This window comes from Flavobacterium sp. SM15, assembly GCF_022012335.1.
Classification (GTDB): Bacteria; Bacteroidota; Bacteroidia; order Flavobacteriales; family Flavobacteriaceae; genus Flavobacterium.
On record NZ_JAKLTO010000007.1, the window covers coordinates 122,021 to 143,218 of the forward strand.

The window sequence follows — 21,198 nt, forward strand, 5'->3', positions numbered from 1 at the left end:
TCAAGAGGGAAATTTATAAATTAGGCGTCATGTTACCCACATGGCGCTTATTTTATCAAAGGTATCACTTACGAAAATACTTCTTTTAGCACTTCCAAAGATTTCGGTTTTTTAAATCCGTCCAGATGAATCGAGTAATAATTCAGGAGGATTTTTAAAAGAATTTGACGCTCGGTTCCAGCAAAAATTTTCAGCTGGGAATCAAACCGTAACCCAATGAGTTTTTTAAACAACAACGATTCGTGTTCCGAAAGACAACTCAGCGCCTGAAATTGGGAAAAAACACCTTCATTGAGTTCAAAAAAAGGCAAATCAATTTCGGTTGTATCAGGGTAAAACCCCAAAAACTTAGTAATTTCAAGCAATAAAATCAGGTGAAAATTCGAGATTTCCTCATGAGTATCCAACCAAATCAAAGCGGTTTCCAGAAAAGTAAACAACTCCAGATTTTTTTCTTCTTCCCGAATACTGTGGTGCAAAATCTCCGATAAAAAAATAACAATGGTACTCTTTACCACATCAACATTAATAGAGTGATAAGGTGTTGAGAGCCGAACCTCTTTAAAATGTTCCAGTGTGCCTTTATTTTTGTGATTGGCTTCCACCTCCAAAAGAGAAAGCGGCTGAAAATAAGCAATTTTCTGATTCGATTTCTTGGCCGAGAAAGCGCTGGGCACAAAATACGATTTCAAACCATCCGATTCGGTGAAGCATTTCACAATCAGTGATTTTTCCTGGTATTTTAAGGCACTTAAAACAATTGCTTTGGTTTTGATCAGCATCAGCGGATAATCATCACTTTGGTTACTTTGGTCTCTGTCCCATCTTCCCCTGCAATTAAAACCATGTATACTCCAGAAGCCACACGGTGTTTCCCAAAAGCTGTGGTATCCCATTCGATGGTTCCGCCTTTGGAGGTAGTTTCATGAACCAAATTTCCTTCAATGTCGGTAATTTTAACATTCGCATTATCGATCAATCCACTGATTTTAACCGTTCCGACATAACCCGGACGCACCGGATTGGGGTATGCATAAACGTTGCTCAAGTCTTCGGCTCCTTTGGTGGAAATTCCCATAAAAGACACCAGTCCTTTGTCGGTAGCAAAAAAAACTTCTCCGGTAACTCCATCAATTTCAATGTCGTTTATATTATTACTTGGCAGCGGTGAATTTTCTTTAGTGAAGTGATAAATCGTTTCCTGACCGTTGGGCGAAACCAAGAAAACCCCTCCGTCTGCAATGGACAGCCATTTTCGGTTGGCTCCATCTACAGCGATGTCCATGATGCTCTGTTGGAAAAATAATTCTTGCGCCAATCCGTCTTCCATAATGATGATCGAATTGGTTTTAAGGGTTTCATCGGTAAGGAATTTATCTACACTGGTTAAAATTCGTAAGCCGGAAGCCGTTCCGATCCAGAGTTGGTTTTTAGTGTCTATCGCAAGGCTTCGAATATCTTTTTCGGGCAAATTCCCCTCTTCCCCATATTTGATCAAGTTGAATTTATTGTTGAATTTTTCATTAAATCCAATCACCCCACTTCTAAAAGACGGAATCCATTTGGTACCGTTTTTGTCAATGACCGTAATGGCATAATTATCAATCTGCGGACTTGGTGTTATACCTTCTAACGAATAGGACTGCCATTGTCCGTCGGCTCTGAAAACTTTGATAGCCTTTTTTACCAGACTATTGGTCATCCAGAGATTGCCTTCCTTATCAAAAGCCGGGCCGTTCACCCGTATTGAAACATAATTTGGATTGGGATCGTCCACTCGTTCTAACCCATTAGGCCCTGTATTCAAGTTATTGTAAAGCGATATGTTTTGATTGTCAATTTTCAACAAACCGGAATGAAAAGAACTCACAAAAACCTGTTTATCGTTTCGAGGATTCGGAACTATCGTGGTTAAGGATTTTGCCTGGAGTAAATTCTCATAAGGAAGCAGCGTCCATCCGGAATCTTGAGCATATTTACTGATCGGAAACTCGCCAAGAAACGGATTATAAGGGTTGTACTCATCTGAATAGCTTCCGTAATCAGCCCAAAGAAAATTGGAGGTTTTTTTAATTCTGAAGATGTTATTCATATAAGGACCATTGGGAGTATTGTCTTCAAAAACCGAAACATTACCCGTAGTGGTTGAATAGAGCCCTTTGTCTTTGGTTCCTATAAAAATTTCATCGCTAATAATCGTGGCACTGGTGAAAGTGGAAGCCACTCCCGGAATCTGCGTAATATGCTGCTGTTGAACAAGCTGAGCATTAAACGTATACACATGGTTTGGCGAAGTAAAGACTAATTTGTCCCCCGCAACCCTAAAATCCTCAACTGCCTGACTTACCGTAGAAAATTGCGCAAAGTTGGTTCCTGTCCAGCGGTACAAGTTAAGATTCGTGTTAGAGGCAACCAATTGATTTCCAATGGTAGCGATCCCATTCCAATTCCCTGAATCAAAAACCTGCCATTGGGCATAGCTTACCAAATTCGGATTGGAAAGTGCTCCTTTGCGAATGCCATTATATCGGGTAACGGCATACAACTCATCATTATAAACCGTTGTTTGAAAAACCTGAACATATTCTCCTGAAGGTCCAATTATGTAAGTGTCCCCAAATTGCAGGGTTGCCAAATCAAAAATACAAATTCCAAAATCACAGGAAAGATACGCCTTACCATTGTACTCGTATATATGATTGATTTTTTTAATATTTGGCGGAATAGACGGTTTGTTTACAATATCCAACACATTCAACACCGATTTGTCGGCTTCATTGACCACCAAAAGCAACCCGTTTTGATTTCCGATTAGTAATTTTCCAGTAGAATTACTTTTATAAATACAAGTAATAACATCCGCTTTCAGACCATCAATCGAATTGATTGTTTTTATCTCATTAGTCGTACTGTTTTTGGAAAACACCGCATTTTCAGCTCCCGCATAAACTGTTGTTGGCGAATCGGACACATCGTTAATGTTTGTGTACGAAAAATAACCTTTCCACAACTGATTTTGTTGTGAAAAACCAATCAAGGTTATAAAAAACAGGGTGCAAAAAAATACTTTTTTCATTTACTTAACAGATAGTCTACAAATATAAGCAAAACCGTGAAATACCAATTTTATTGTGATTACACACTGCTTTTTAAAATTAATTGTTCAATCTATTAACAAAATAATTTGAAATTAAAATCAAATTTTTCTTTTTTTTTTCAAAGTAAGTTTGTTTTTATATATTTGTCCGGTAATGACCTAAAAACATTAAAAAATGCCCAGAAAAATTTTATTCTTCCTGCTAGTTGTTTTTGGAAGCAGCTTTGCTACTAGAGCTCAGTTCGGTTTTTCCCATGAAATTGGAGTTATTGCCGGTCCGGTAGCGTTCATGTCGGATTATGGTGAGCGATTTGACTTAAAAACAAACTCAGGAAATACAGGGTATGGAATAGGGCTAATTCACTACCTGAATTTCTCATACAGAGCCGAGTGTAACTGTTATACTCCGGAAACCTATTTCAACGATCACTTTAAATTAAGATCTGAACTTTCTTATAACAAAACTCAGCTTCAGCATTTTGGAGAGTGGGTTGACAAAAAAAGTAACTCAACTTTTACACAGCAATTAAAAGCGATGCGAGGCAGCACGGCTGTAACCAACATCGGTATGCAGTTAGAGTACTTCCCGTTAAGTATTCGTGACTTCACGGCTACAAACGGAGCTTTTGGTCCTTTTATAAGTTTGGGAGCACAGTATTCTTATTTCAGTCCTGAAGCATGGTCTACAAGAGGGCGTATAGATCAGCCAGGGGTTTTACCAACTAAATACATCGGAGCAACTTCCAACGACGACGGAAGCACATGGTCTGTAGTAGGAAGTGTTGGAACCCGTTATAAATTAACCGAACTTTCCGACTTAATGGTTGATTTACGTTGGCAGTACTATTTTTCCAACTGGGTTGACGGTTTAAATCCGGATGAAAACCTATATCCTGAGAACAAAGCAAACGATTGGTTAGTTTGGCTAAACTTCGGATACATTTACTACCTAGATTAATCTAAAGTTTCTGATATAAAAAAACCCCGAGTAATGCTCGGGGTTTTTCTTTTTATTTAAGCCAACGCCTGTCTCAAATCTTCTATTAAATCATCGGCGTCTTCCACACCAACACTTAACCGAACCAAATCATCGGTAATCCCAATTTCTTTGCGTTTGTCTTCAGGAATTGAAGCATGTGTCATTAAAGCCGGATGATTGGCAAGCGATTCTACCCCACCTAACGATTCCGCCAAGGTAAACACCTTAACCTTTTCTAAAAACACAATAGCATCTTCTTTAGCACCCGACTTGAAGGTAAAAGTCACCATTCCCCCAAAACCACCATTCATTTGCTTCTTCGCAATTTCATGAAACGGGTGATTTTCTAAACCTGGATAATAGACTTTATCCACTTTCGGATGATTCTTCAAAAATTCTGCCACTTTTACACCGTTCTCACAATGACGCTGTACGCGTAAATGAAGCGTTTTTATTCCTCTTAACACCAAAAAGCTGTCCATTGGCCCTAACGTTCCACCAGTTGCAAATTGTTTGAAATGCAATTCGTCCCCTAAAGTTTTGTCTTTAATCACTAAAGCACCCGCAATTACATCACTGTGACCACCAAGATACTTGGTTGCAGAGTGCATTACAATATCAGCTCCTAAATCCAAAGGTTTTTGCAAGTACGGGGTAGCAAAAGTGTTATCAACCGCAAATAAAATATTGTGCTTTTTAGTAATTTTAGCGATTTCGGCAATATCGGCCAATTTCATCAAGGGATTCGTTGGCGTTTCCACCCAAACCAACTTAGTGTTTTCATTAATCAGTTTTTGAAAACCTTCCAAATCGTTCATGTCAACAAAATGGAATTTGATCCCGCTGTCTTTATATAAACGGGTAAATAAACGATAGGTTCCGCCGTACAAATCGTCCATGGCAATGATTTCATCACCAGCTTTAAAAAGGCGTAACAAACAATCCGTAGCTGCTAAACCCGAAGCAAACGCTAAACCACGCGCTCCATTTTCAATCGAAGCCAAAGCATCTTCCAAAGCCTGACGCGTTGGATTGGCGGCACGACTGTATTCGTACTCTCCTACGGGTTGTCCTGGAGAAACCTGAGCAAAAGTAGAAGTTTGAAAAACCGGAGGCATAACCGCTCCTGTCACTTTTTCATGATGTTGTCCACCATGTATTACTTTAGTATTGAATTTCATATTTCTTTATTTTAGAGGATAAAATTACGGCTTATTTCAGGATTATAAAAACTTGCTGATGCGCATCATTACACCGGTATGCACTCCTTCGTGGTAATTATTGAATTCCATAGCCTCCTGAGCGTTTCTGATATTGAAACCACTCATGGTGGTAAAAGCGTTGTACTCTTTAAAAATATTTGCAGAAAAGTCGTTTTTAGTTTGTTCCAAAGTGGCAAAAAGCAATTGTTTAATTTGTTCAATTTCTTCTTGAGAAACCGGTACCTCTGGTTTGGTTCCTTTTTTGTATTTCTCTACCATTTCTGAAGAAATCTTCATAGGCAAGCCGGATAAATTATACACCAGCATTTGTTGGACCACCACTATATGGCCAATGTTCCAGATCAGGTTATTGCTGTATCCTTCCGGGACCTTGTTTAGTTGGTCTAACGAATAATTTTCAAGAAATTTCAAAAGAATGTTTCTGCTCGATTGATTAATGTCAAAGGTAGATTGCATGTTATTTATAATTTAAAGTAAAATAAAGTCTTCGGTTTTTGGAAAGGCACTCATGACTTGTTGGGCAATTTCCGGAGTAGGACTGGCTAATTTTCTCAGTTTTGTATCGATCCAAGCGCCGTCTACACTTAGTACCGCACAAAGTTCCCCTTTACTGTTGCTCAATTCATGAACAATGGTCCATCGGGAAGCATCTGCTTTCATTTTTCCGATTTTGGTACTGATGGTTATCGTATCACCCAAATGGATTTCCTTCCTGAAAATACATTCTTCACGAAACAAAACCGGGCCAAAATGCTCCTGTTGCATAACCCTTAAAGTCAATCCGTTTTGCTCCAGAACTTCAATACGGTGCTGGGCACCAAAATCATAATAGGCACTGTGGCGCATGTGAAAATTCGGGTCCAGATCCGACCATCGAATCGAAATTGTCTTGGTAAAAACACTCATCGTTTATAAAGTTTACCCAAAAATAAAGAGAATTATTCGCTTGGGTATTCCTAAGTCATTTAAATTAAATCTATTTTAACGAAAACCGTATTTTTGCAAAGCAAATTTTAAAAAGAGCGTTCCATGAATAAAATATACTATCTCGCTTCGTGCGACACCTGTCGAAAAATAATCAAATCGTTACCCAACTCCAATCGATTGGTTTTTCAGGACATCCGCCAGGATCCAATCACGCCAGAACAATTGGAAGAAATGTACCAGCTTTCCGGAAGTTACGAAGCCCTTTTCAGCAAAAAAGCACAATTATACAAGTCGATGGATCTTAAAAACAAGAACCTGACCGAGGCCGATTTCAAAAAATACATTTTGGAACACTACACCTTTTTGAGCCGACCGGTTTTCATCATCGACGGGAAAATTTACATCGGAAACAACCAAAAAAACATTAACGAAGTAATAGCCGTATTAAGTCGATGAAAGCCCGTACTTATGCCCTAATCGCCGCTTGGATGGTAGCCCTGATCTACGGAGTTACTTTTACCATAGCCAAAGACGTGATGCCCAAGTATATTGACGCTTTTGGTTTTATTTTTTTACGAGTTGGCGGAACGATGCTTTTGTTTTGGCTTTCCGCTCTTTTTGTAAAAACCGAAAAAATTGAGAAAAAGGATTTTCCGAGAATTTTAGCCGCTGCCTTTTTTGGAGTAGCCTTCAATATGCTTACTTTTTTTAAAGGATTGAGCTACACTTCTCCTATTATGGGTGCCGTTTTGATGGTAACCACACCAATGATTGTCTTGGTTTTGTCGGCCATTATTATGAAAGAGCGTATGGAAAACCGCAAAGTTCTTGGAATTTTATTAGGATTGGCCGGTACCGTTACTTTGATTTTATACGGAAAATCGATGGTAAACGCACCGAACGCCACTCTTGGAAATTTCTTGGTTTTTGTTAACGCAGTTTCTTATGGTTTTTATTTGATTTTGGTGAAGAAGCTCATGGACAAATACAACGCCTTTTCCTTTGTAAAATGGATTTATCTGTTCGGTTTTCTGATGGTACTTCCCTTTGGCTGGAACGAATTTCAGGCAGTGGATTGGAACCTTGTTCCCATGCATATTTATTGGAAAATTGGTTTTGTGGTAGTAGTTTCCACTTTTTTGACGTATTTGTTAAACTTGCTTTCGATGCGCGAACTAAAACCGACCACGGTAGCTGTTTTCATCTACCTGCAGCCCCTTTTCGCCTCTATTTTTGCCATCGGACTGGGCAAAGACGAACTCAGTTGGGTAAAAATTGGTTCAACAGCCTTGATTTTCACAGGCGTTTATCTTGTAATTAAGAAAAAACCGGAAATTATCGAAGAATCCCTTCCCGGAACAGATCCAAGCCAACACTAAGCACTAAATACTGAACAGTTTTATTTATCTTTGAAGTCTATTTAGAAAAACATGATACAATCGATGACCGGATTTGGAAAAGCTACTTTACAGTTGCCTACCAAAAAAATCACAGTAGAAGTTAAATCGTTAAACAGCAAAGGGCTGGACTTAAATGTTCGCATGCCATCGGTGTACCGCGAAATGGAATTGGGGCTGCGCAACCAGATTTCCCAAAGCCTGGAACGCGGAAAGGTTGATTTTTCTTTATATGTTGAAATTACCGGAGAAGAAACCTCATCAAAAGTAAATGCCCCGATTGTAAAAGGTTATATCGCACAAATGCGCGCTATTTTACCCGAAGCCGACGCGACCGAACTGATGAAAATGGCGGTTCGTATGCCCGATGCCTTAAAAACCGAGCGCGACGAAATCGACGAAAACGAATGGAAACAGATTCAGTCTGCCATTGAAGACGCACTGGTAAACATCAACCAGTTCCGTAAAGACGAAGGACTTTCATTGGAAAACGAATTCAAACTGCGCGTGGGCAACATTCGAAGCTTCATGAATCAGGCGCTGGAACTGGATCCGGAGCGCATCGAAAACATCAAAAACAAACTGCAAACGGCCATAGACGAACTGAAAGTGAATGTAGACGAAAACCGTTTCGAACAGGAATTGATTTACTATCTGGAAAAATTGGATATCACCGAAGAAAAAGTACGTTTAACCAACCATTTGGACTACTTTCTGGAAACCTTAAACGGTAGCGAGGCCAACGGTAGAAAATTAGGATTCATCACTCAGGAAATGGGTCGTGAAATCAATACGATGGGCTCCAAATCGAACCACGCCGGTATGCAGAAACTGGTGGTTCAGATGAAAGACGAACTGGAAAAAATTAAAGAACAGGTTTTGAACGTTTTATAAGCCAAAACTATTTTTACAAACACACAACCAAGCTGAAAGCCAAACGCTGAAAGTTAAATGCTAAAACAATGAGTAAAGGGAAATTGATCGTATTCTCAGCACCATCCGGTTCGGGAAAAACCACCATAGTTAGACATTTATTAGGAAAAGAAGACTTAAACCTTGAGTTTTCGATTTCTGCCGCAACAAGAGCTCCACGAGGAGAAGAAGTAAGTGGAAAAGACTACTATTTCATGTCGATTGAAGACTTCAAAAAACACATTAAAGCAGAAGATTTCGTAGAATGGGAAGAAGTGTACCGCGATAATTTCTACGGGACTTTAAAAAGTGAGGTAGAACGCATTTGGGCGCTAGGTAAAAATGTAATTTTCGACATCGATGTGGCTGGAGGACTCCGCATCAAATCGAAATTCCCGGAAGAAACGCTGGCCGTTTTCGTAAAACCGCCAAGTGTAGACGAATTAAAACGTCGTTTAAAAGAACGTTCCACGGAAAGCGAAGACAAAATCAACATGCGCATTGCCAAAGCACACGTAGAATTAGCCACGGCACCACAATTTGATACCATCATCAAAAATTATGATTTAGACATTGCCAAAGAAGAAGCCTATCAATTGGTAAAGAATTTTGTAACCCAGTAGTGGTCAGCTCATAGTTAATAAAATGAAAATCGGATTATACTTCGGCACCTTCAACCCAATTCACATCGGGCATTTGATTATCGCCAACCACATGGCGGAACATTCCGATTTGGATCAGATCTGGATGGTGGTTACCCCGCACAATCCGCACAAACAGAAAACATCCTTACTGGACGATTACCACCGTTTGCACATGGTGCATCTGGCTACGGAAAACTACCCGAAAATCAAGCCGTCCGATATCGAATTCAAATTACCGCAACCCAATTATACGGTCAATACCCTGGCACATCTTCAGGAAAAATATCCCACCCATGAATTTGCATTGATCATGGGAGAAGACAACCTGAATTCGTTACACAAATGGAAAAATTACCAGGTAATTCTCCAAAACCACCAAATTTATGTGTATCCGAGAGCGGCTTCGGGCGAAATCGATGCGCAGTTCATCAATCATCCCAAAATTCACAGAGTTGGGGCACCCATTTTAGAATTATCCTCTACGTTTATCCGCGAAAGCATAAAACAAGGGAAAATTATCCGTCCGATGCTGCCCGAGAACGTTTGGCAGTACATCGATCACAATTTATTTTACAAGAAATAAGTTACTGTAATGGAAGAACGGCCAAAGCTAAAAATACCGCTTAAACCCTTTGATAAAATAGTGGAAGCCTTGGGCTGGGCGGCTCTAATAGGCATCTGGATACTTACACTTTCTAATTATACAGAATTACCCCAAACAATCCCTACCCATTTTGACGGCTCGGGTCAAGCGGATGGTTATGGGAGTAAAATGAATTTACTGGCGCTTCCTCTAATCTCTTCTGTAATTTTTATTGTACTGACAGCACTTAGTTTTTTTCCGCATCTTCACAATTACCCTGCTGGAATTACTCAAGAAAATGCAGAAAAACAATACCAAACCTCAACGCGAATGTTTCGATTTCTAAAATTGATCATTCTGATTATTTTTGGTCTGATTGTCTACATGACCCTAAAAACCATAAACGGGACTGCAGACGGACTGGGTACTTGGTTTTTACCTTTGGTTTTGGGATTGATTTTTATTCCCATCTTCTATTTCCTAACTCAAATGGTTAAAAACAGTTAACATTCCTTTATCAGTTTTCGAATTAAACTATCTGTACCTTTAAGCTTTCAAATTTTGAACTTTTAAACGGTATTTTATGTTAAACTTCGAACTATACAACCCGACCAATTACGTTTTCGGGAAAGAACAAATGACCAAACTCACTGATTTGGTTCCCCAAAACACCAAAATTCTTCTAGCTTATGGCGGAGGAAGCATCTTTAAAAATGGGGTTTATGAGCAGGTAAAAACCGCGCTTGCCAATGTTGAACTCTTCGAATTTGGAGGTATTGAACCCAATCCGCGTTATGAAACTCTAATGAAAGCCGTAGAGATCATCCGTAAGGAAAACATCGGCTTCATTTTAGCTGTTGGTGGAGGAAGTGTGATTGATGGGGTAAAATTCATCTCGGCAGCGGTTAAATTTCAGGGCAATCCGATGGATATTTTACACAAACGCCTCTTGATGAAAGACCTTTCTCAAGTTATTCCTTTTGGAACCGTGCTGACTTTACCGGCAACCGGAAGCGAAATGAATTCCGGAGCAGTAATTACTATCGACCAAACTCAGGAAAAATTATCCTTTGGCGGCAGCGCTTTGTTTCCGAAATTCTCGATCTGTGACCCGACGGTGATCGAATCACTTCCAAAACGACAAATTCAGAACGGTGTCGTGGATGCCTTCACTCACGTAATGGAACAGTACCTCACTTATCCCACCGATGCATTACTGCAAGACCGACTTGCCGAAAGTATTTTACAAACCTTAATTGAAATTGGTCCGGGAGTCGCCGAAAACCCAAGCGACTATAAATTGGCATCGAACTTTATGTGGTGCGCAACCATGGCTTTAAACGGCTTAATTCAAAAAGGGGTACCAACCGATTGGGCAACCCACATGATTGGCCATGAACTTACAGCTTTATACGAAATCGACCATGCGCGAACTTTGGCTATTATTGGCCCGAATCTGTACCGAGTGATGTTTGAAACTAAAAAAGAGAAACTGGCACAATACGGTGAACGCGTTTTCTCAATTCAAGGAAATTCCATCGAAGAAAAAGCGGAAAAAGCTATCGAAAAAACCGTAGAATTTTTCCATAAAATGGGTATGCAAACCAAACTTTCTCAAAACACTGCCGATTACCAAAACACCGCAGATTTTATAGTAACCCGTTTTGAAGAGCGTGGTTGGAAAGCACTGGGTGAAAAGCAAAACATCACACCGGAAAAAGTTCGCGAGATTGTGGAACTAAGCTATTAAAATGACAAACGCTCCTTTTCGGAGCGTTTTTTATTGTTTGAGTAGTTTTATTTCCTGTGTTCCGTTATCGGTAGTAATCCTACAGAAATAAACTCCTGAAGGACAATCTGAAACATCGATGGGCTTAGCTGCAAAATCCCCTTTAACCCTTTTAATTTCCTGACCAAAAGAGTTACGGATACTCAAAGCCAAAACCTTTTCTTTGCTAGTTACCGAAAATTGGTGTTTAACAGGATTTGGGTAAATCCTAAGTGATTGCAAACCAAATTCAGACAATCCCATAACCGCTTGTACTTCGATGGAAACAACTGCCGTACTGCTTCCGTATTGATTTTCAGCGGTAATCGTATAATTGGTTGGAGGAGAAACAACAATTGGCGTTCCGGTAATTTCACCTGAAGCCGGATTCAAAACCAATCCTAAAGGCAATTCAGGGGTAACCGTAAAGGAGTAACTGGATATTTTACGGATTTTATTGTTCCCATAATCACAGATGAACAGCGTTTTAGAATCGACGATGCAAATGCCGGTTTCGTTATTAAAAGAGGAAGTATCTGCCAAACCGTCTACGGCTCCAACAGCTCCGCTTCCTGCATAGCTGCTTACCAATCCGGAAGGTGATATTTTTCTGATTTTATTATTATACTGATCGGTTACATAAAGCGTCTGGCTGGCTTTATCGATTGTCACAACCGCCGGATGATAAAACGAAGCTGAAGTACCTTGACCTTCTTCCGAGCCGGCCGTTCCGGAACCCGCCAAAGTAGTCACCACACCAAAAGTATCAATTTTACGAATGCGATGGTTTGCATAATCGGCCACATAAACATTTCCTGAGTCATCCACACACAGACCAGTTGGTCCGTTAAATTGCGCTAAAGCCGCCTCTCCATCTGCAAAACCAGAGACAGATCCTGCAAGTGTGGATACAATTCCTTCGGGCGTGATTTTTCTAATTTTATTGTTGTACCAATCCGCAATATAAATAACATCATTGCTATCAATGTCCATCGCGGCCGGATAATAAAATTGAGCATTTGCCGCATCTCCATCCTGAAAACCACCAACCCCGGTACCTGCAAAAGTACTTACCATACCCTCGGGGGTAATCTTCCTAATCTTACTGTTGCCTTGGTCGGTAATAAAAATATTGCCGTGAGAATCTACCACGGCTCCGTCGGGATAACGAAATGTTGCCGTATCGGCTGGTCCGTCAACAGAACCATAAGCACCTGTCCCTGCAATAGTGGTTACCGTCCCATCGGCCGCTATTTTTCGAATTTTATGGTTCATCCGATCCACAACAATTAAGTTACCCGAATGATCCGGTGTTACCACTGTTGGTAAATTAAACGAAGCTTCAAAAGCTGTACCATCAGCCGCACCCGTCAGACCTGAGCCTGCGAAAGTAGAAACCACAGGTTTTTCCGGAACTGCTCCTCCGGTATTGGCAACCTGTAAAGGGATTATGGGTTGGTTTTCTGTATAAACAACAAGGCTGGGATAGGCAATCTCGGGCGCCTGTCCGTAAAGAGAAAAATAAGAAGCCCAAAAAAGGCAAAAAACAAGAATTGTTCGCATTGTTTTGTAAATGGCTGTGCAAAAGTAAGTTAAAAAAATGAAAGGCGCTCCAGAAATTTTCACAGAGCGCCTTTCTCACCAAAAACAAAAAATATTAACTAATCCTAACCTAACTCAAACTATTGTAATTAAAACTGAAGTTCCCTAGTTTAGAAACGTTCAGATCTTTACTGTTGTTGATAATAACGGAAGGTCTCAAAATTCATTGTTTGTTAAAATCATAATCTAATGTTAAAGTTTCCAAAAGGGGAACATTTGACCCCAGGAGCGTTTCATTAATCGATTAAAAGACATTGCTTTTTACACTTTCAGCAATTTTAAGTACTTTTGAGGTTCCAAATTTAAAAATTAAGATGAGTGACACTCCTAAGTTTGCAGTAATTGGTGGCGGAAGCTGGGCAACTGCCATTGCAAAAATGCTTTGCGTTAACCTTCCGGAAATCGCTTGGTACATGCGCAACACTTACGCAATTGAGCACATAAAAATCAACAAACATAATCCGAATTACCTTAGTTCGGTGGAGTTCGACAACAAAAAACTAAAACTTACCAGCGACATCAACGAAGCGGTTGCTTATGCAGACTACGTAATTTTCGCAATTCCCTCTGCGTTTTTAAACGATGAGTTGCAAAAACTAACCGTTAGTTTGGAAGGCAAAGTGATTTTTTCGGCTATTAAAGGAATTGTCCCGGAAACGAGCCTTATCGTTGGAGAGCACTTTCACAAAACTTACGACATTCCCTACGACAACATTGGAGTGATTACCGGACCTTGTCATGCTGAAGAAGTGGCCCTGGAACGTTTATCTTACCTTACCATTGCCTGCGGAGACGACCAAAAAGCCAAAGTGATGGCCAAAAACCTCAACAGCCACTACATCAAAACCAAAATCTCCGACGATATTATCGGTACGGAATATGCGGCCATGCTAAAAAATATCTATTCCATTGCTGCCGGAATTGCACACGGTTTGGGTTATGGCGATAATTTCCAGGCACTATTGATGAGCAACGCCATTCGTGAGATGAAAAAGTACATCAAGAAAGTTCATAAAATGAAGCGCAACATAAACGATTCGGCCTACTTGGGGGATTTGTTGGTTACCGGATATTCCATTTTCTCGCGAAACCGAATGTTTGGAAACATGATTGGAAAGGGTTACACCGTTAAATCGGCACAAATGGAGATGAGTATGGTGGCAGAAGGCTATTACGCCACAAAAAGCGCACACAAACTTAACGAGGAATACAAGGCAAAAACACCAATAATTGATGCCGTTTACGATATTCTATACGAAGGAAAAGAGCCTAAAAAAGTCTTTAAAAAACTGACGGAAAAACTCGATTAAAAAAATTTGATTTTTTTGGAAATTGATGCGTTTCGAGAAAAAATAATTACAAAATAACCGCAAAGCCCTGTAAACAAAAGTATTGCGGGGCTTTGTATTAAAAAACAGTTAAGACAAGATTTTTGTCAACCCTAATAAACATAAGGGCTTCCAGCCTTTCCCTTGGAGAAAAAAATAACTTTTACCTTAGCCAAAATAAATTTAAAAAGCCAAAATGGATAACCTAATCAATCACCCGGGAATTTTAACTGCTTTTACTATCGTCATTCTTGCCATGCTCCTACTGGACTTGGGCGTTTTCAAGAAAAACAATCATGCCATCAGTAACCGTGAGGCCTTAATGTGGTCAACTTTATGGATCACACTGGCTATGGGATTCAGTGGAGTAATCTACTACTACATGGGTGTGGAAAAATTTGCACAATTCCAATCGGCCTATTGGATTGAAAAAGCATTATCGGTAGACAACCTATTTGTTTTCATTCTTGTTTTCGGGTTTTTCAACGTACAGAAAGAACTGCACCATAAGGTATTGTTCTGGGGTATTATCGGAGCTCTGGTGTTCCGAGCGATATTTATTTTCACTGGGGTAGAACTCATTAACCTTACTTATTTACCGGAAATGGACGTTTTTGGGCATCTGGTAAAAATAAACGTGATTTTATCAGTTTTCGGATTCTTCCTGATTTTTGCCGGTTTCAAATCCTGGTTTTCCCAAGAAGACGATGGCGAAAAAGACTTTACCAAAAGTCCCGGTGCTCAATTGGTACATCGATTCTTCAAGGTAAGTGAAAATTACGACGGCGATAAGTTCTTTACGGTTCAAAACGGGGTAAAAATGGCAACTCCACTTTTAGTTGTGGTAGCCGTTATCGAATTTACCGACCTGATTTTTGCCGTAGACAGTATCCCGGCGATTTTTGCCATTGCGCCTAACGATCCACTAATTTTGTATACTTCAAACATTTTTGCAATTTTAGGGCTTAGGGCGCTTTATTTTCTTTTGGCCAACTTCATGCACATGTTTAGTCGTTTAAAGTTCGGATTAGCCGTTATTTTAGCTTTTATAGGGGTAAAAATGCTGATTGCTCCTTTCTTTCACATTTCGTCTCCGGTTTCTTTAACCATCGTAGGAAGTGTACTGGCGGTTTCGGTGATTACTTCACTGTTGTTCCCTGTAAAAGAATAATTTCAAACTACAAAATAGTAAAAAGGCGTTAGAGTTTCTAACGCCTTTTTAAATTTAAGTACTCCTCTATTTCACTGTAATCTCATCTACAAAAATATAAGCATCACCTCCGGCTCCCTGATGCCATTGGGGAAGTTTTCCGAAATTGTATGCTTTAACCTTCAGGTAACGTCCACTTGCTTTAACATTTGCTTCAAAACTCTTGATTTGTGTTTCGTAGTCTTTAGCCTCCAACGAATTGCTTACCGTTGCGGCCAATTGAAAGTTCTTATTGTCTTTGGAAACATAATATTCCACTTTAGCAGGCATTAAAATCCAGGCGCGGGTATCTTGTAAAAATCGGGCAGAAACACTATTGATAGCCGTTTCTTTCTTCAAATCGATTACCGCTTCAAAATCCTGTGATTGATAGCCCTGCCAATCGCCTTTACGCCAGTTTTCGTTCCCGAGCACCCCATCGATTAATCCTTCGGGTCCGCCAGCATGGTACTGAGGAGTGTAGGTTGACTTGATGGCAATACTGAAATCGTTTGGTTTTTTATAAAATTCTGCTGTTACTTTTTTACTTTCCATCCCATAATCGTCGATATAGGCTTCAACTTTACAGGATTGACTCACTTCAAACGGCTTATCGTATTTAATAAAAGACACATTAGGATTATTGGTCAGTACACGATACAACACCGCCGCTTTTTGTTTTCCTACCTGAGAATCACAAGAAGTTATCGAAACATTCATTTTGGTTTTAAACGATTTGCTGTCTGCATTAATAACCGGTACCGGAACAATCGGTCCATAATTTTCAGTAAAAGGTTTATCGTGAAACTCAACAAAACCGAACAAATCAAGGTTTTCCAAATTTCCTTGCCTGTGAATCTCCCCGCTGGTTCCGTTTTCGAAATGTACTTTTACAAAATCAAAGAACGGTTCGGTAGTACTCCAACCCACTTGTCCCGGAGTAATTGCATAAATTCCCATCGAACTCAACACATACCAGGCGCTCATCTGACCGCAGTCTTCATTACCAATCAAACCGTCCGGCGTGTTTTTATAAAATTCATTTAAGATATAATGCACTTTTTCTTTGGTCTTTTCAGGTCTGCCCACAAAATTGTAGAGGTACGCCATATGATGACTTGGCTCGTTCCCATGAGCATACTGACCGATTAACCCGGTGATATCGGCCTGTTCACGGCCGGTAGTGGAGGAAGGCGCCGTAAATAGTTCGTCCAGTTTTGCTTCAAACTGATCCTGACCACCGTGAGCAGCAATTAAGTCCATAATGTTCTGCGGTACAAAAAACGAATACTGCCACGAATTTCCTTCAGTAAAATTGTTGTTCACCTCACGCGGATCAAAAGGTTTGTCCCAACCAGCATTTTTCTTAGGACGCATAAAGCCAGTTTGAGGATCAAAAAGGTTTTTCCAGTTTTGCGAACGGGTCATGAAGTACTCGTAATCCTCATTTTTTTTGAGGATTTTAGCCATTTGGGCGATGCACCAATCGTCGTAAGCATATTCCAGAGTTTTGGAAACACTCTCGTGCTCGTCGTCCATCGATAGAAATCCGCTCTTTTTATAGGCATCTAAACCTAAATGATCCAGCATGGCGCTGTGCTTGGCTGCCTCGAAGGCTTTTTCGTAATCGAAGCCTTTGATCCCTTTTGCCATCGCATCGGCCATAACCGAAACCGAATGATACCCGATCATACAATCCGTTTCATTGGAAGCCAGTTCCCAAACCGGAAGCCTTCCAGCTTGTTCGTACTGTTTGATAAAGGTGTTGATGTAATCTGAAGTGCGTTTTTTATCAATTAAAGTATATAAAGGGTGCGCTCCTCGAAAAGTGTCCCAAAGCGAAAAAACAGTGTAATAGTCGAAGGTGTCGGCAAGGTGGATTTGATTGTCCCTGCCGCGGTATTTTCCGTCTAGATCTTCGGCGATGTTGGGCTGCATCATAGTGTGGTACAGCGCGGTGTAAAAAATCCCAAGCTTGTTTTTATCGGTACTGGTTACTTCAATTTTAGAAAGTTCTTTGTTCCATAAGGCTTCGGCATCTTTTTTAGTTTTTTCAAAATCCCAATGTTTAATTTCAGAAGCATTGAGCTTTGCGCCTTCATAACTCGTTGGAGACAGCGCCACTTTTACCAAAATTTTCTCTCCTTTTTTTACGGTTTTGGAAAAACTTAATGCTAATTCGGTACCAGAATAAAGACCGGAGGAAGTAGTTCCGTTTACTTTGGTTTTATTGAGGCTCATCGGCACATTAAATTCAATACGGGCAAAAACATACTGATCGCGTGCCCAAGCCTCGCTTCTGCGGAGAATTTCAATGGTTTTGGCATCTACCACACGTACTTCCCCCAGCAACAATTTATCACGATGGTTTAAATCTAAAATGAGGTTTGCCTGTCCGTTTTGATTAAAGGTGTACTCGTGAAAACCAACGCGCGTTGAAGCTGTTAACCGAACATCAATATTGTGCTTGTCTAACTTCACACTGTAAAATCCAGCCATTGCTTTTTCGTTCTGATGGGAAAAAGTGGATGAATAGTTTTTAGTGTCGAACGAAGGTTCACCCATGGTAGGCATCAGCATAATATCGCCATAATCGGAAACGCCCACCCCATTGAGGTGTGTATGGGAAAACCCAAAAATCAAGTTGTCGGAATAATGATAGCCGCCGCAACCGTCCCAACTGCCGTCAATTCGAGTATCGGGTGAAAGTTGTACCATTCCGAAAGGAACCGTCGCGCCCGGAAACGTATGACCGTGACCACCCGTCCCTACAAAAGGATTCACGTATTGTGCATAATTCGTGGATTGTGAAAATGCAACGGCACAAAACAAGACCATTGCAATTGAAAAAACTGTTTTTCTCATTAAAAGTGTGCTGAAAAATTTCCCTAAAGTAACGAATCTGAAGCAAAAATAACCTTGTCTTTTTGTGATTTACTTCCCAAAAAACAAGCATCTTATCAAATCAATTTCAAAATCAGATTGTTATAAAGCAAAATATTTCTTACAACCTGCTAATTAGATCAAAACAATACTTATATTAGCTTTATTAACCTTATCCCAATTTTATGGAACACAATTACTCAGAACAAAAAAACTACAAGCTGAATTTTCAAGGAAAAGGAACCGACTTTTTTGGAATTATTGTAGTAAACTGGATTTTAACCATGCTTACTTTAGGATTATATTATCCTTGGGCTAAAGCAAAAGTTTTACAATACATTTACGGAGCTACCGAACTGAACAACGACCGTTTTACCTTTCACGGCACCGGAAAAGAAATGTTCAAAGGGTTCATCAAAGCTATTTTAATCTTTGCCGCGATGTACGGAGTTTTATTTTTATTTATTTGGTTGAATATGCCTTTTGTTGGTATTTTTCTTTTTTACGTATTGATTATCAGCATCATCCCGATCGCCATCCACGGATCGTACCGTTACCGCATGTCCCGAACTTCCTGGAGAGGGATTCGTTTCGGCTACCGTGGCGATCGTAATAAATTCATTAAGCTGTTCTTCAAAAACATTTTCTTAACAATCATTACCTTAGGAATTTACGGAGCTTGGGCAACGGTAAACATCCGTACTTATGTTTTGAGCCACATCCGTATGGGATCCATCAAATTCAAATACAAAGCCGACGGAGCTGATTTCTTCCTACTGAACCTTAAAGGCTATTTCCTTACTTTAATCACGTTAGGAATCTACTCCTTTTGGTGGCAGAAAGAGATTTTCGAGTTTTATGTGAACAACCTTTACATGGAAAAAGACGAACAGCGCATTCGCATGAAGTCTACGGCTTCCGGCGGGGATTTCTTTGCTTTGATCGTGGTGAACCTGCTTCTTTTGGTTTTCACTTTAGGTCTTGGCTATGCATGGGTGGCAATGCGCACTTTTAATTTCATTGCGCAAAACATTACACTGGAAGGAAACATCGATTTGGATCTGATTGCTCAAACCGAAGAAGAATTCAAAGACGCTACCGGTGAAGATATTAATGATATGTTAGACATCGATTTTGTAATGTAATGACCGTTACCGCTATTTTTTATGACGGAGTTTCTTCCGCCCCACAAACTATAGAACTTTCATTCAACAAAAGTCAAGGTGTGCTGGTTTACAGCACACCTTCTTTTCAAAAAAGAGTTCTCCTGACTGAAGCTAAAATCGAAGTATTCGGTTCGGCTCTGAACGTGCTTTTTGGAGAAAATCCATTACAGCAGATTAAGATCGAAGACCGAAACCTGATTGCTCAAATAAACGCTTACCGAAAAGAAAACGGTCAAATTAGCTGGTACCAACGCTTTGTGAGTTTGAACTTTCCAATATTGGTTGTTTTTTCCCTAGCATTTTTAGCATTGGTTGGCTGTGGTTACTTTTGGGGAATTCCTTGGGTGGCGGAAAAAGCGGTAGTTGCTATTCCTGAAGATTACGACAATTCTCTCGGAGCAACTTTTTATGAACAGTACATTGAAACCGATTCAGTAAATATTGAAAAAACGAAGCTTCTGAATCAATTTGCCCAAGAGCTTAAACTCAACAATACTAAAAAACTTCATTTTACCGTTGTCGAATCAGAGATTATAAACGCTTTCGCCCTGCCCGATGGCAATATTGTAGTGTATTCAGGTTTGTTGAATCTCCTTGAAAAACCTGAAGAATTGGTTGGGCTCATTGGTCACGAAACTTCCCATGTAAACCAACGTCATTCCATGAAAATGTTGTGCCGTAATCTTTCGGGTTATTTATTGATTTCGACAGTTTTCAATGATGTGAACGGAATTACCGCTGTAATTGGGGAAAATCTGCACAGTTTGCAAAACCTGTCCTATTCCCGAAAATTTGAAACACAGGCCGATCGCGACGCGGTAACTATCATGGAACAAAATCATATAGACCCAAAGGGAATGCAGCAACTTTTCAGCCGATTGCAGAGCCATCACGACATCGAAATGCCGGAATTGATGAGTTCGCACCCAATAACCAGACAGCGTAAACGCAACATTGAAAATCTCATCAAAGAAAAACCTTTTACCGTTGTTGAGAATCCGAAACTAAACGTGATTTTTCAAAAACTTAAGGAATAATTATTTAACCAAAACCCCTCTTTTGTTCATTACAGGAACGTCTACCAAAGCGCGCTCATTAATGGAATTGGTTTTGAAAACATACGTTTTGTCGTAAAGTTTATCCCCAATGAAAAACGTCACCATAAACTCGTTATTCAACTGAAGAACATTGTTCTCCAACAATTCTATTTTCACTGAAGCATTCGGCTCCACTTCCTTAAAGGCATGACGGAAGGTTCCGGTTTTGCGTTCTTCTCCGTTAATCAAACCATACGCTCGGGAAACCACGATAGCCATTTCCAGTTTTACATCGCTGTCGTTAATTAAATGAGCGTACCAGGCATTTTCCATAAAATCATCGTTCCATTCCTGAACGGCCGCCACATACACCTTTTCCACTTTTGGTATACTAATATCCTTCTGCATAACGTTGTCTATTAAAAGTGCGCAAATTTACTACAAATATTCCGTAATTTTATAT

General features: G+C 40.0%; 20 protein-coding genes. 12 read left to right on the forward strand and 8 right to left on the reverse strand.

Annotation, left to right across the window (positions count from 1 at the left end; all coding sequences use genetic code 11):
* Nucleotides 1-68 precede the first annotated feature (68 nt).
* Together recO and LZZ90_RS12185 are read right to left on the reverse strand one after the other, a co-directional pair.
* The gene (recO, locus tag LZZ90_RS12180; RefSeq protein ID WP_237790975.1) at nucleotides 69-782 is read right to left on the reverse strand and encodes a DNA repair protein RecO; all 714 of its coding nucleotides are present in this window, start codon (nucleotides 780-782) and stop codon (nucleotides 69-71) included.
* Entirely contained in the window at nucleotides 782-3,076 is a 2,295-nt protein-coding gene (locus LZZ90_RS12185) for a T9SS type A sorting domain-containing protein (protein ID WP_237790976.1), read from the reverse strand. Before LZZ90_RS12185 ends, recO begins: the two co-directional genes overlap by 1 nt.
* Before the next feature lie 196 nt (nucleotides 3,077-3,272).
* Here LZZ90_RS12185 and LZZ90_RS12190 point away from each other — a divergent pair, with 196 nt between their 5' ends.
* Nucleotides 3,273-4,055, forward strand: a complete 783-nt coding sequence (locus LZZ90_RS12190) for a pre-mRNA-splicing factor 38 (RefSeq protein WP_237790977.1) — start codon at nucleotides 3,273-3,275, stop codon at nucleotides 4,053-4,055.
* Nucleotides 4,056-4,111: 56 nt separating this feature from the next.
* On the opposite strand, the gene LZZ90_RS12195 is transcribed toward LZZ90_RS12190, so the two are convergent.
* From LZZ90_RS12195 to LZZ90_RS12205, 3 genes are read right to left on the reverse strand one after another with little or no spacing between them, the layout of a single operon-like run.
* Nucleotides 4,112-5,257 carry a cystathionine gamma-synthase gene (locus LZZ90_RS12195; protein ID WP_237790978.1) on the reverse strand — a complete coding sequence of 382 codons (1,146 nt, stop codon included), beginning with the start codon at nucleotides 5,255-5,257 and terminating at the stop codon, nucleotides 4,112-4,114.
* 42 nt (nucleotides 5,258-5,299) lie between these two features.
* Nucleotides 5,300-5,755 (reverse strand): DinB family protein, encoded by a 456-nt coding sequence (locus LZZ90_RS12200; protein WP_237790979.1) that lies wholly within the window; start codon nucleotides 5,753-5,755, stop codon nucleotides 5,300-5,302.
* 12 nt (nucleotides 5,756-5,767) lie between these two features.
* The gene (locus LZZ90_RS12205; protein WP_237790980.1) at nucleotides 5,768-6,205 is read right to left on the reverse strand and encodes a thioesterase family protein; all 438 of its coding nucleotides are present in this window, start codon (nucleotides 6,203-6,205) and stop codon (nucleotides 5,768-5,770) included.
* 123 nt (nucleotides 6,206-6,328) lie between these two features.
* Here LZZ90_RS12205 and LZZ90_RS12210 point away from each other — a divergent pair, with 123 nt between their 5' ends.
* The 7 genes from LZZ90_RS12210 (at nucleotide 6,329) to LZZ90_RS12240 (ending at nucleotide 11,512) form a co-directional block, all read left to right on the forward strand.
* Nucleotides 6,329-6,682, forward strand: a complete 354-nt coding sequence (locus LZZ90_RS12210; RefSeq protein ID WP_237790981.1) for an arsenate reductase family protein — start codon at nucleotides 6,329-6,331, stop codon at nucleotides 6,680-6,682.
* The gene (locus tag LZZ90_RS12215; RefSeq protein WP_237790982.1) at nucleotides 6,679-7,605 is read left to right on the forward strand and encodes a DMT family transporter; all 927 of its coding nucleotides are present in this window, start codon (nucleotides 6,679-6,681) and stop codon (nucleotides 7,603-7,605) included. Before LZZ90_RS12210 ends, LZZ90_RS12215 begins: the two co-directional genes overlap by 4 nt.
* Nucleotides 7,606-7,656: 51 nt before the next feature.
* Nucleotides 7,657-8,517, forward strand: coding sequence for a YicC/YloC family endoribonuclease (locus LZZ90_RS12220; protein ID WP_237790983.1), 861 nt, complete (start codon nucleotides 7,657-7,659; stop codon nucleotides 8,515-8,517).
* Nucleotides 8,518-8,585: 68 nt separating this feature from the next.
* Nucleotides 8,586-9,158, forward strand: a complete 573-nt coding sequence (gmk, locus tag LZZ90_RS12225; protein ID WP_237790984.1) for a guanylate kinase — start codon at nucleotides 8,586-8,588, stop codon at nucleotides 9,156-9,158.
* 22 nt (nucleotides 9,159-9,180) lie between these two features.
* Complete coding sequence (gene nadD, locus LZZ90_RS12230) at nucleotides 9,181-9,762, forward strand: nicotinate (nicotinamide) nucleotide adenylyltransferase (RefSeq protein ID WP_237790985.1); 582 nt, start codon at nucleotides 9,181-9,183, stop codon at nucleotides 9,760-9,762.
* Between the two features lie 9 nt (nucleotides 9,763-9,771).
* Nucleotides 9,772-10,269 carry a DUF1648 domain-containing protein gene (locus LZZ90_RS12235; protein ID WP_237790986.1) on the forward strand — a complete coding sequence of 166 codons (498 nt, stop codon included), beginning with the start codon at nucleotides 9,772-9,774 and terminating at the stop codon, nucleotides 10,267-10,269.
* A gap of 76 nt (nucleotides 10,270-10,345) precedes the next feature.
* Entirely contained in the window at nucleotides 10,346-11,512 is a 1,167-nt protein-coding gene (locus LZZ90_RS12240) for an iron-containing alcohol dehydrogenase (protein WP_237790987.1), read from the forward strand.
* Nucleotides 11,513-11,542: 30 nt separating this feature from the next.
* Here LZZ90_RS12240 and LZZ90_RS12245 read toward each other — a convergent pair whose 3' ends face one another.
* Nucleotides 11,543-13,093: a T9SS type A sorting domain-containing protein gene (locus LZZ90_RS12245; protein WP_237790988.1), complete on the reverse strand. Its 1,551-nt coding sequence runs from the start codon at nucleotides 13,091-13,093 to the stop codon at nucleotides 11,543-11,545.
* Nucleotides 13,094-13,446: 353 nt separating this feature from the next.
* On the opposite strand from LZZ90_RS12245, the gene LZZ90_RS12250 reads away from it, so the two are divergent.
* Complete coding sequence (locus LZZ90_RS12250) at nucleotides 13,447-14,442, forward strand: NAD(P)H-dependent glycerol-3-phosphate dehydrogenase (RefSeq protein ID WP_237790989.1); 996 nt, start codon at nucleotides 13,447-13,449, stop codon at nucleotides 14,440-14,442.
* 214 nt (nucleotides 14,443-14,656) lie between these two features.
* Nucleotides 14,657-15,631 (forward strand): TerC/Alx family metal homeostasis membrane protein, encoded by a 975-nt coding sequence (locus LZZ90_RS12255; RefSeq protein ID WP_237790990.1) that lies wholly within the window; start codon nucleotides 14,657-14,659, stop codon nucleotides 15,629-15,631.
* 66 nt (nucleotides 15,632-15,697) lie between these two features.
* On the opposite strand, the gene LZZ90_RS12260 is transcribed toward LZZ90_RS12255, so the two are convergent.
* Nucleotides 15,698-18,514, reverse strand: a complete 2,817-nt coding sequence (locus LZZ90_RS12260; protein ID WP_237790991.1) for a GH92 family glycosyl hydrolase — start codon at nucleotides 18,512-18,514, stop codon at nucleotides 15,698-15,700.
* A 203-nt stretch (nucleotides 18,515-18,717) separates the two neighbouring features.
* On the opposite strand from LZZ90_RS12260, the gene LZZ90_RS12265 reads away from it, so the two are divergent.
* Nucleotides 18,718-19,677, forward strand: a complete 960-nt coding sequence (locus LZZ90_RS12265; RefSeq protein WP_237790992.1) for a YjgN family protein — start codon at nucleotides 18,718-18,720, stop codon at nucleotides 19,675-19,677.
* Entirely contained in the window at nucleotides 19,677-20,735 is a 1,059-nt protein-coding gene (locus tag LZZ90_RS12270; protein WP_237790993.1) for a M48 family metallopeptidase, read from the forward strand. The genes LZZ90_RS12265 and LZZ90_RS12270 overlap by 1 nt, the downstream gene beginning before the upstream one ends.
* On the opposite strand, the gene LZZ90_RS12275 is transcribed toward LZZ90_RS12270, so the two are convergent.
* On the reverse strand, nucleotides 20,736-21,143 hold the full coding sequence (locus LZZ90_RS12275; RefSeq protein ID WP_237790994.1) for a hypothetical protein: 408 nt from the start codon (nucleotides 21,141-21,143) through the stop codon (nucleotides 20,736-20,738). It lies immediately after the preceding gene.
* Nucleotides 21,144-21,198: the final 55 nt, after the last annotated feature.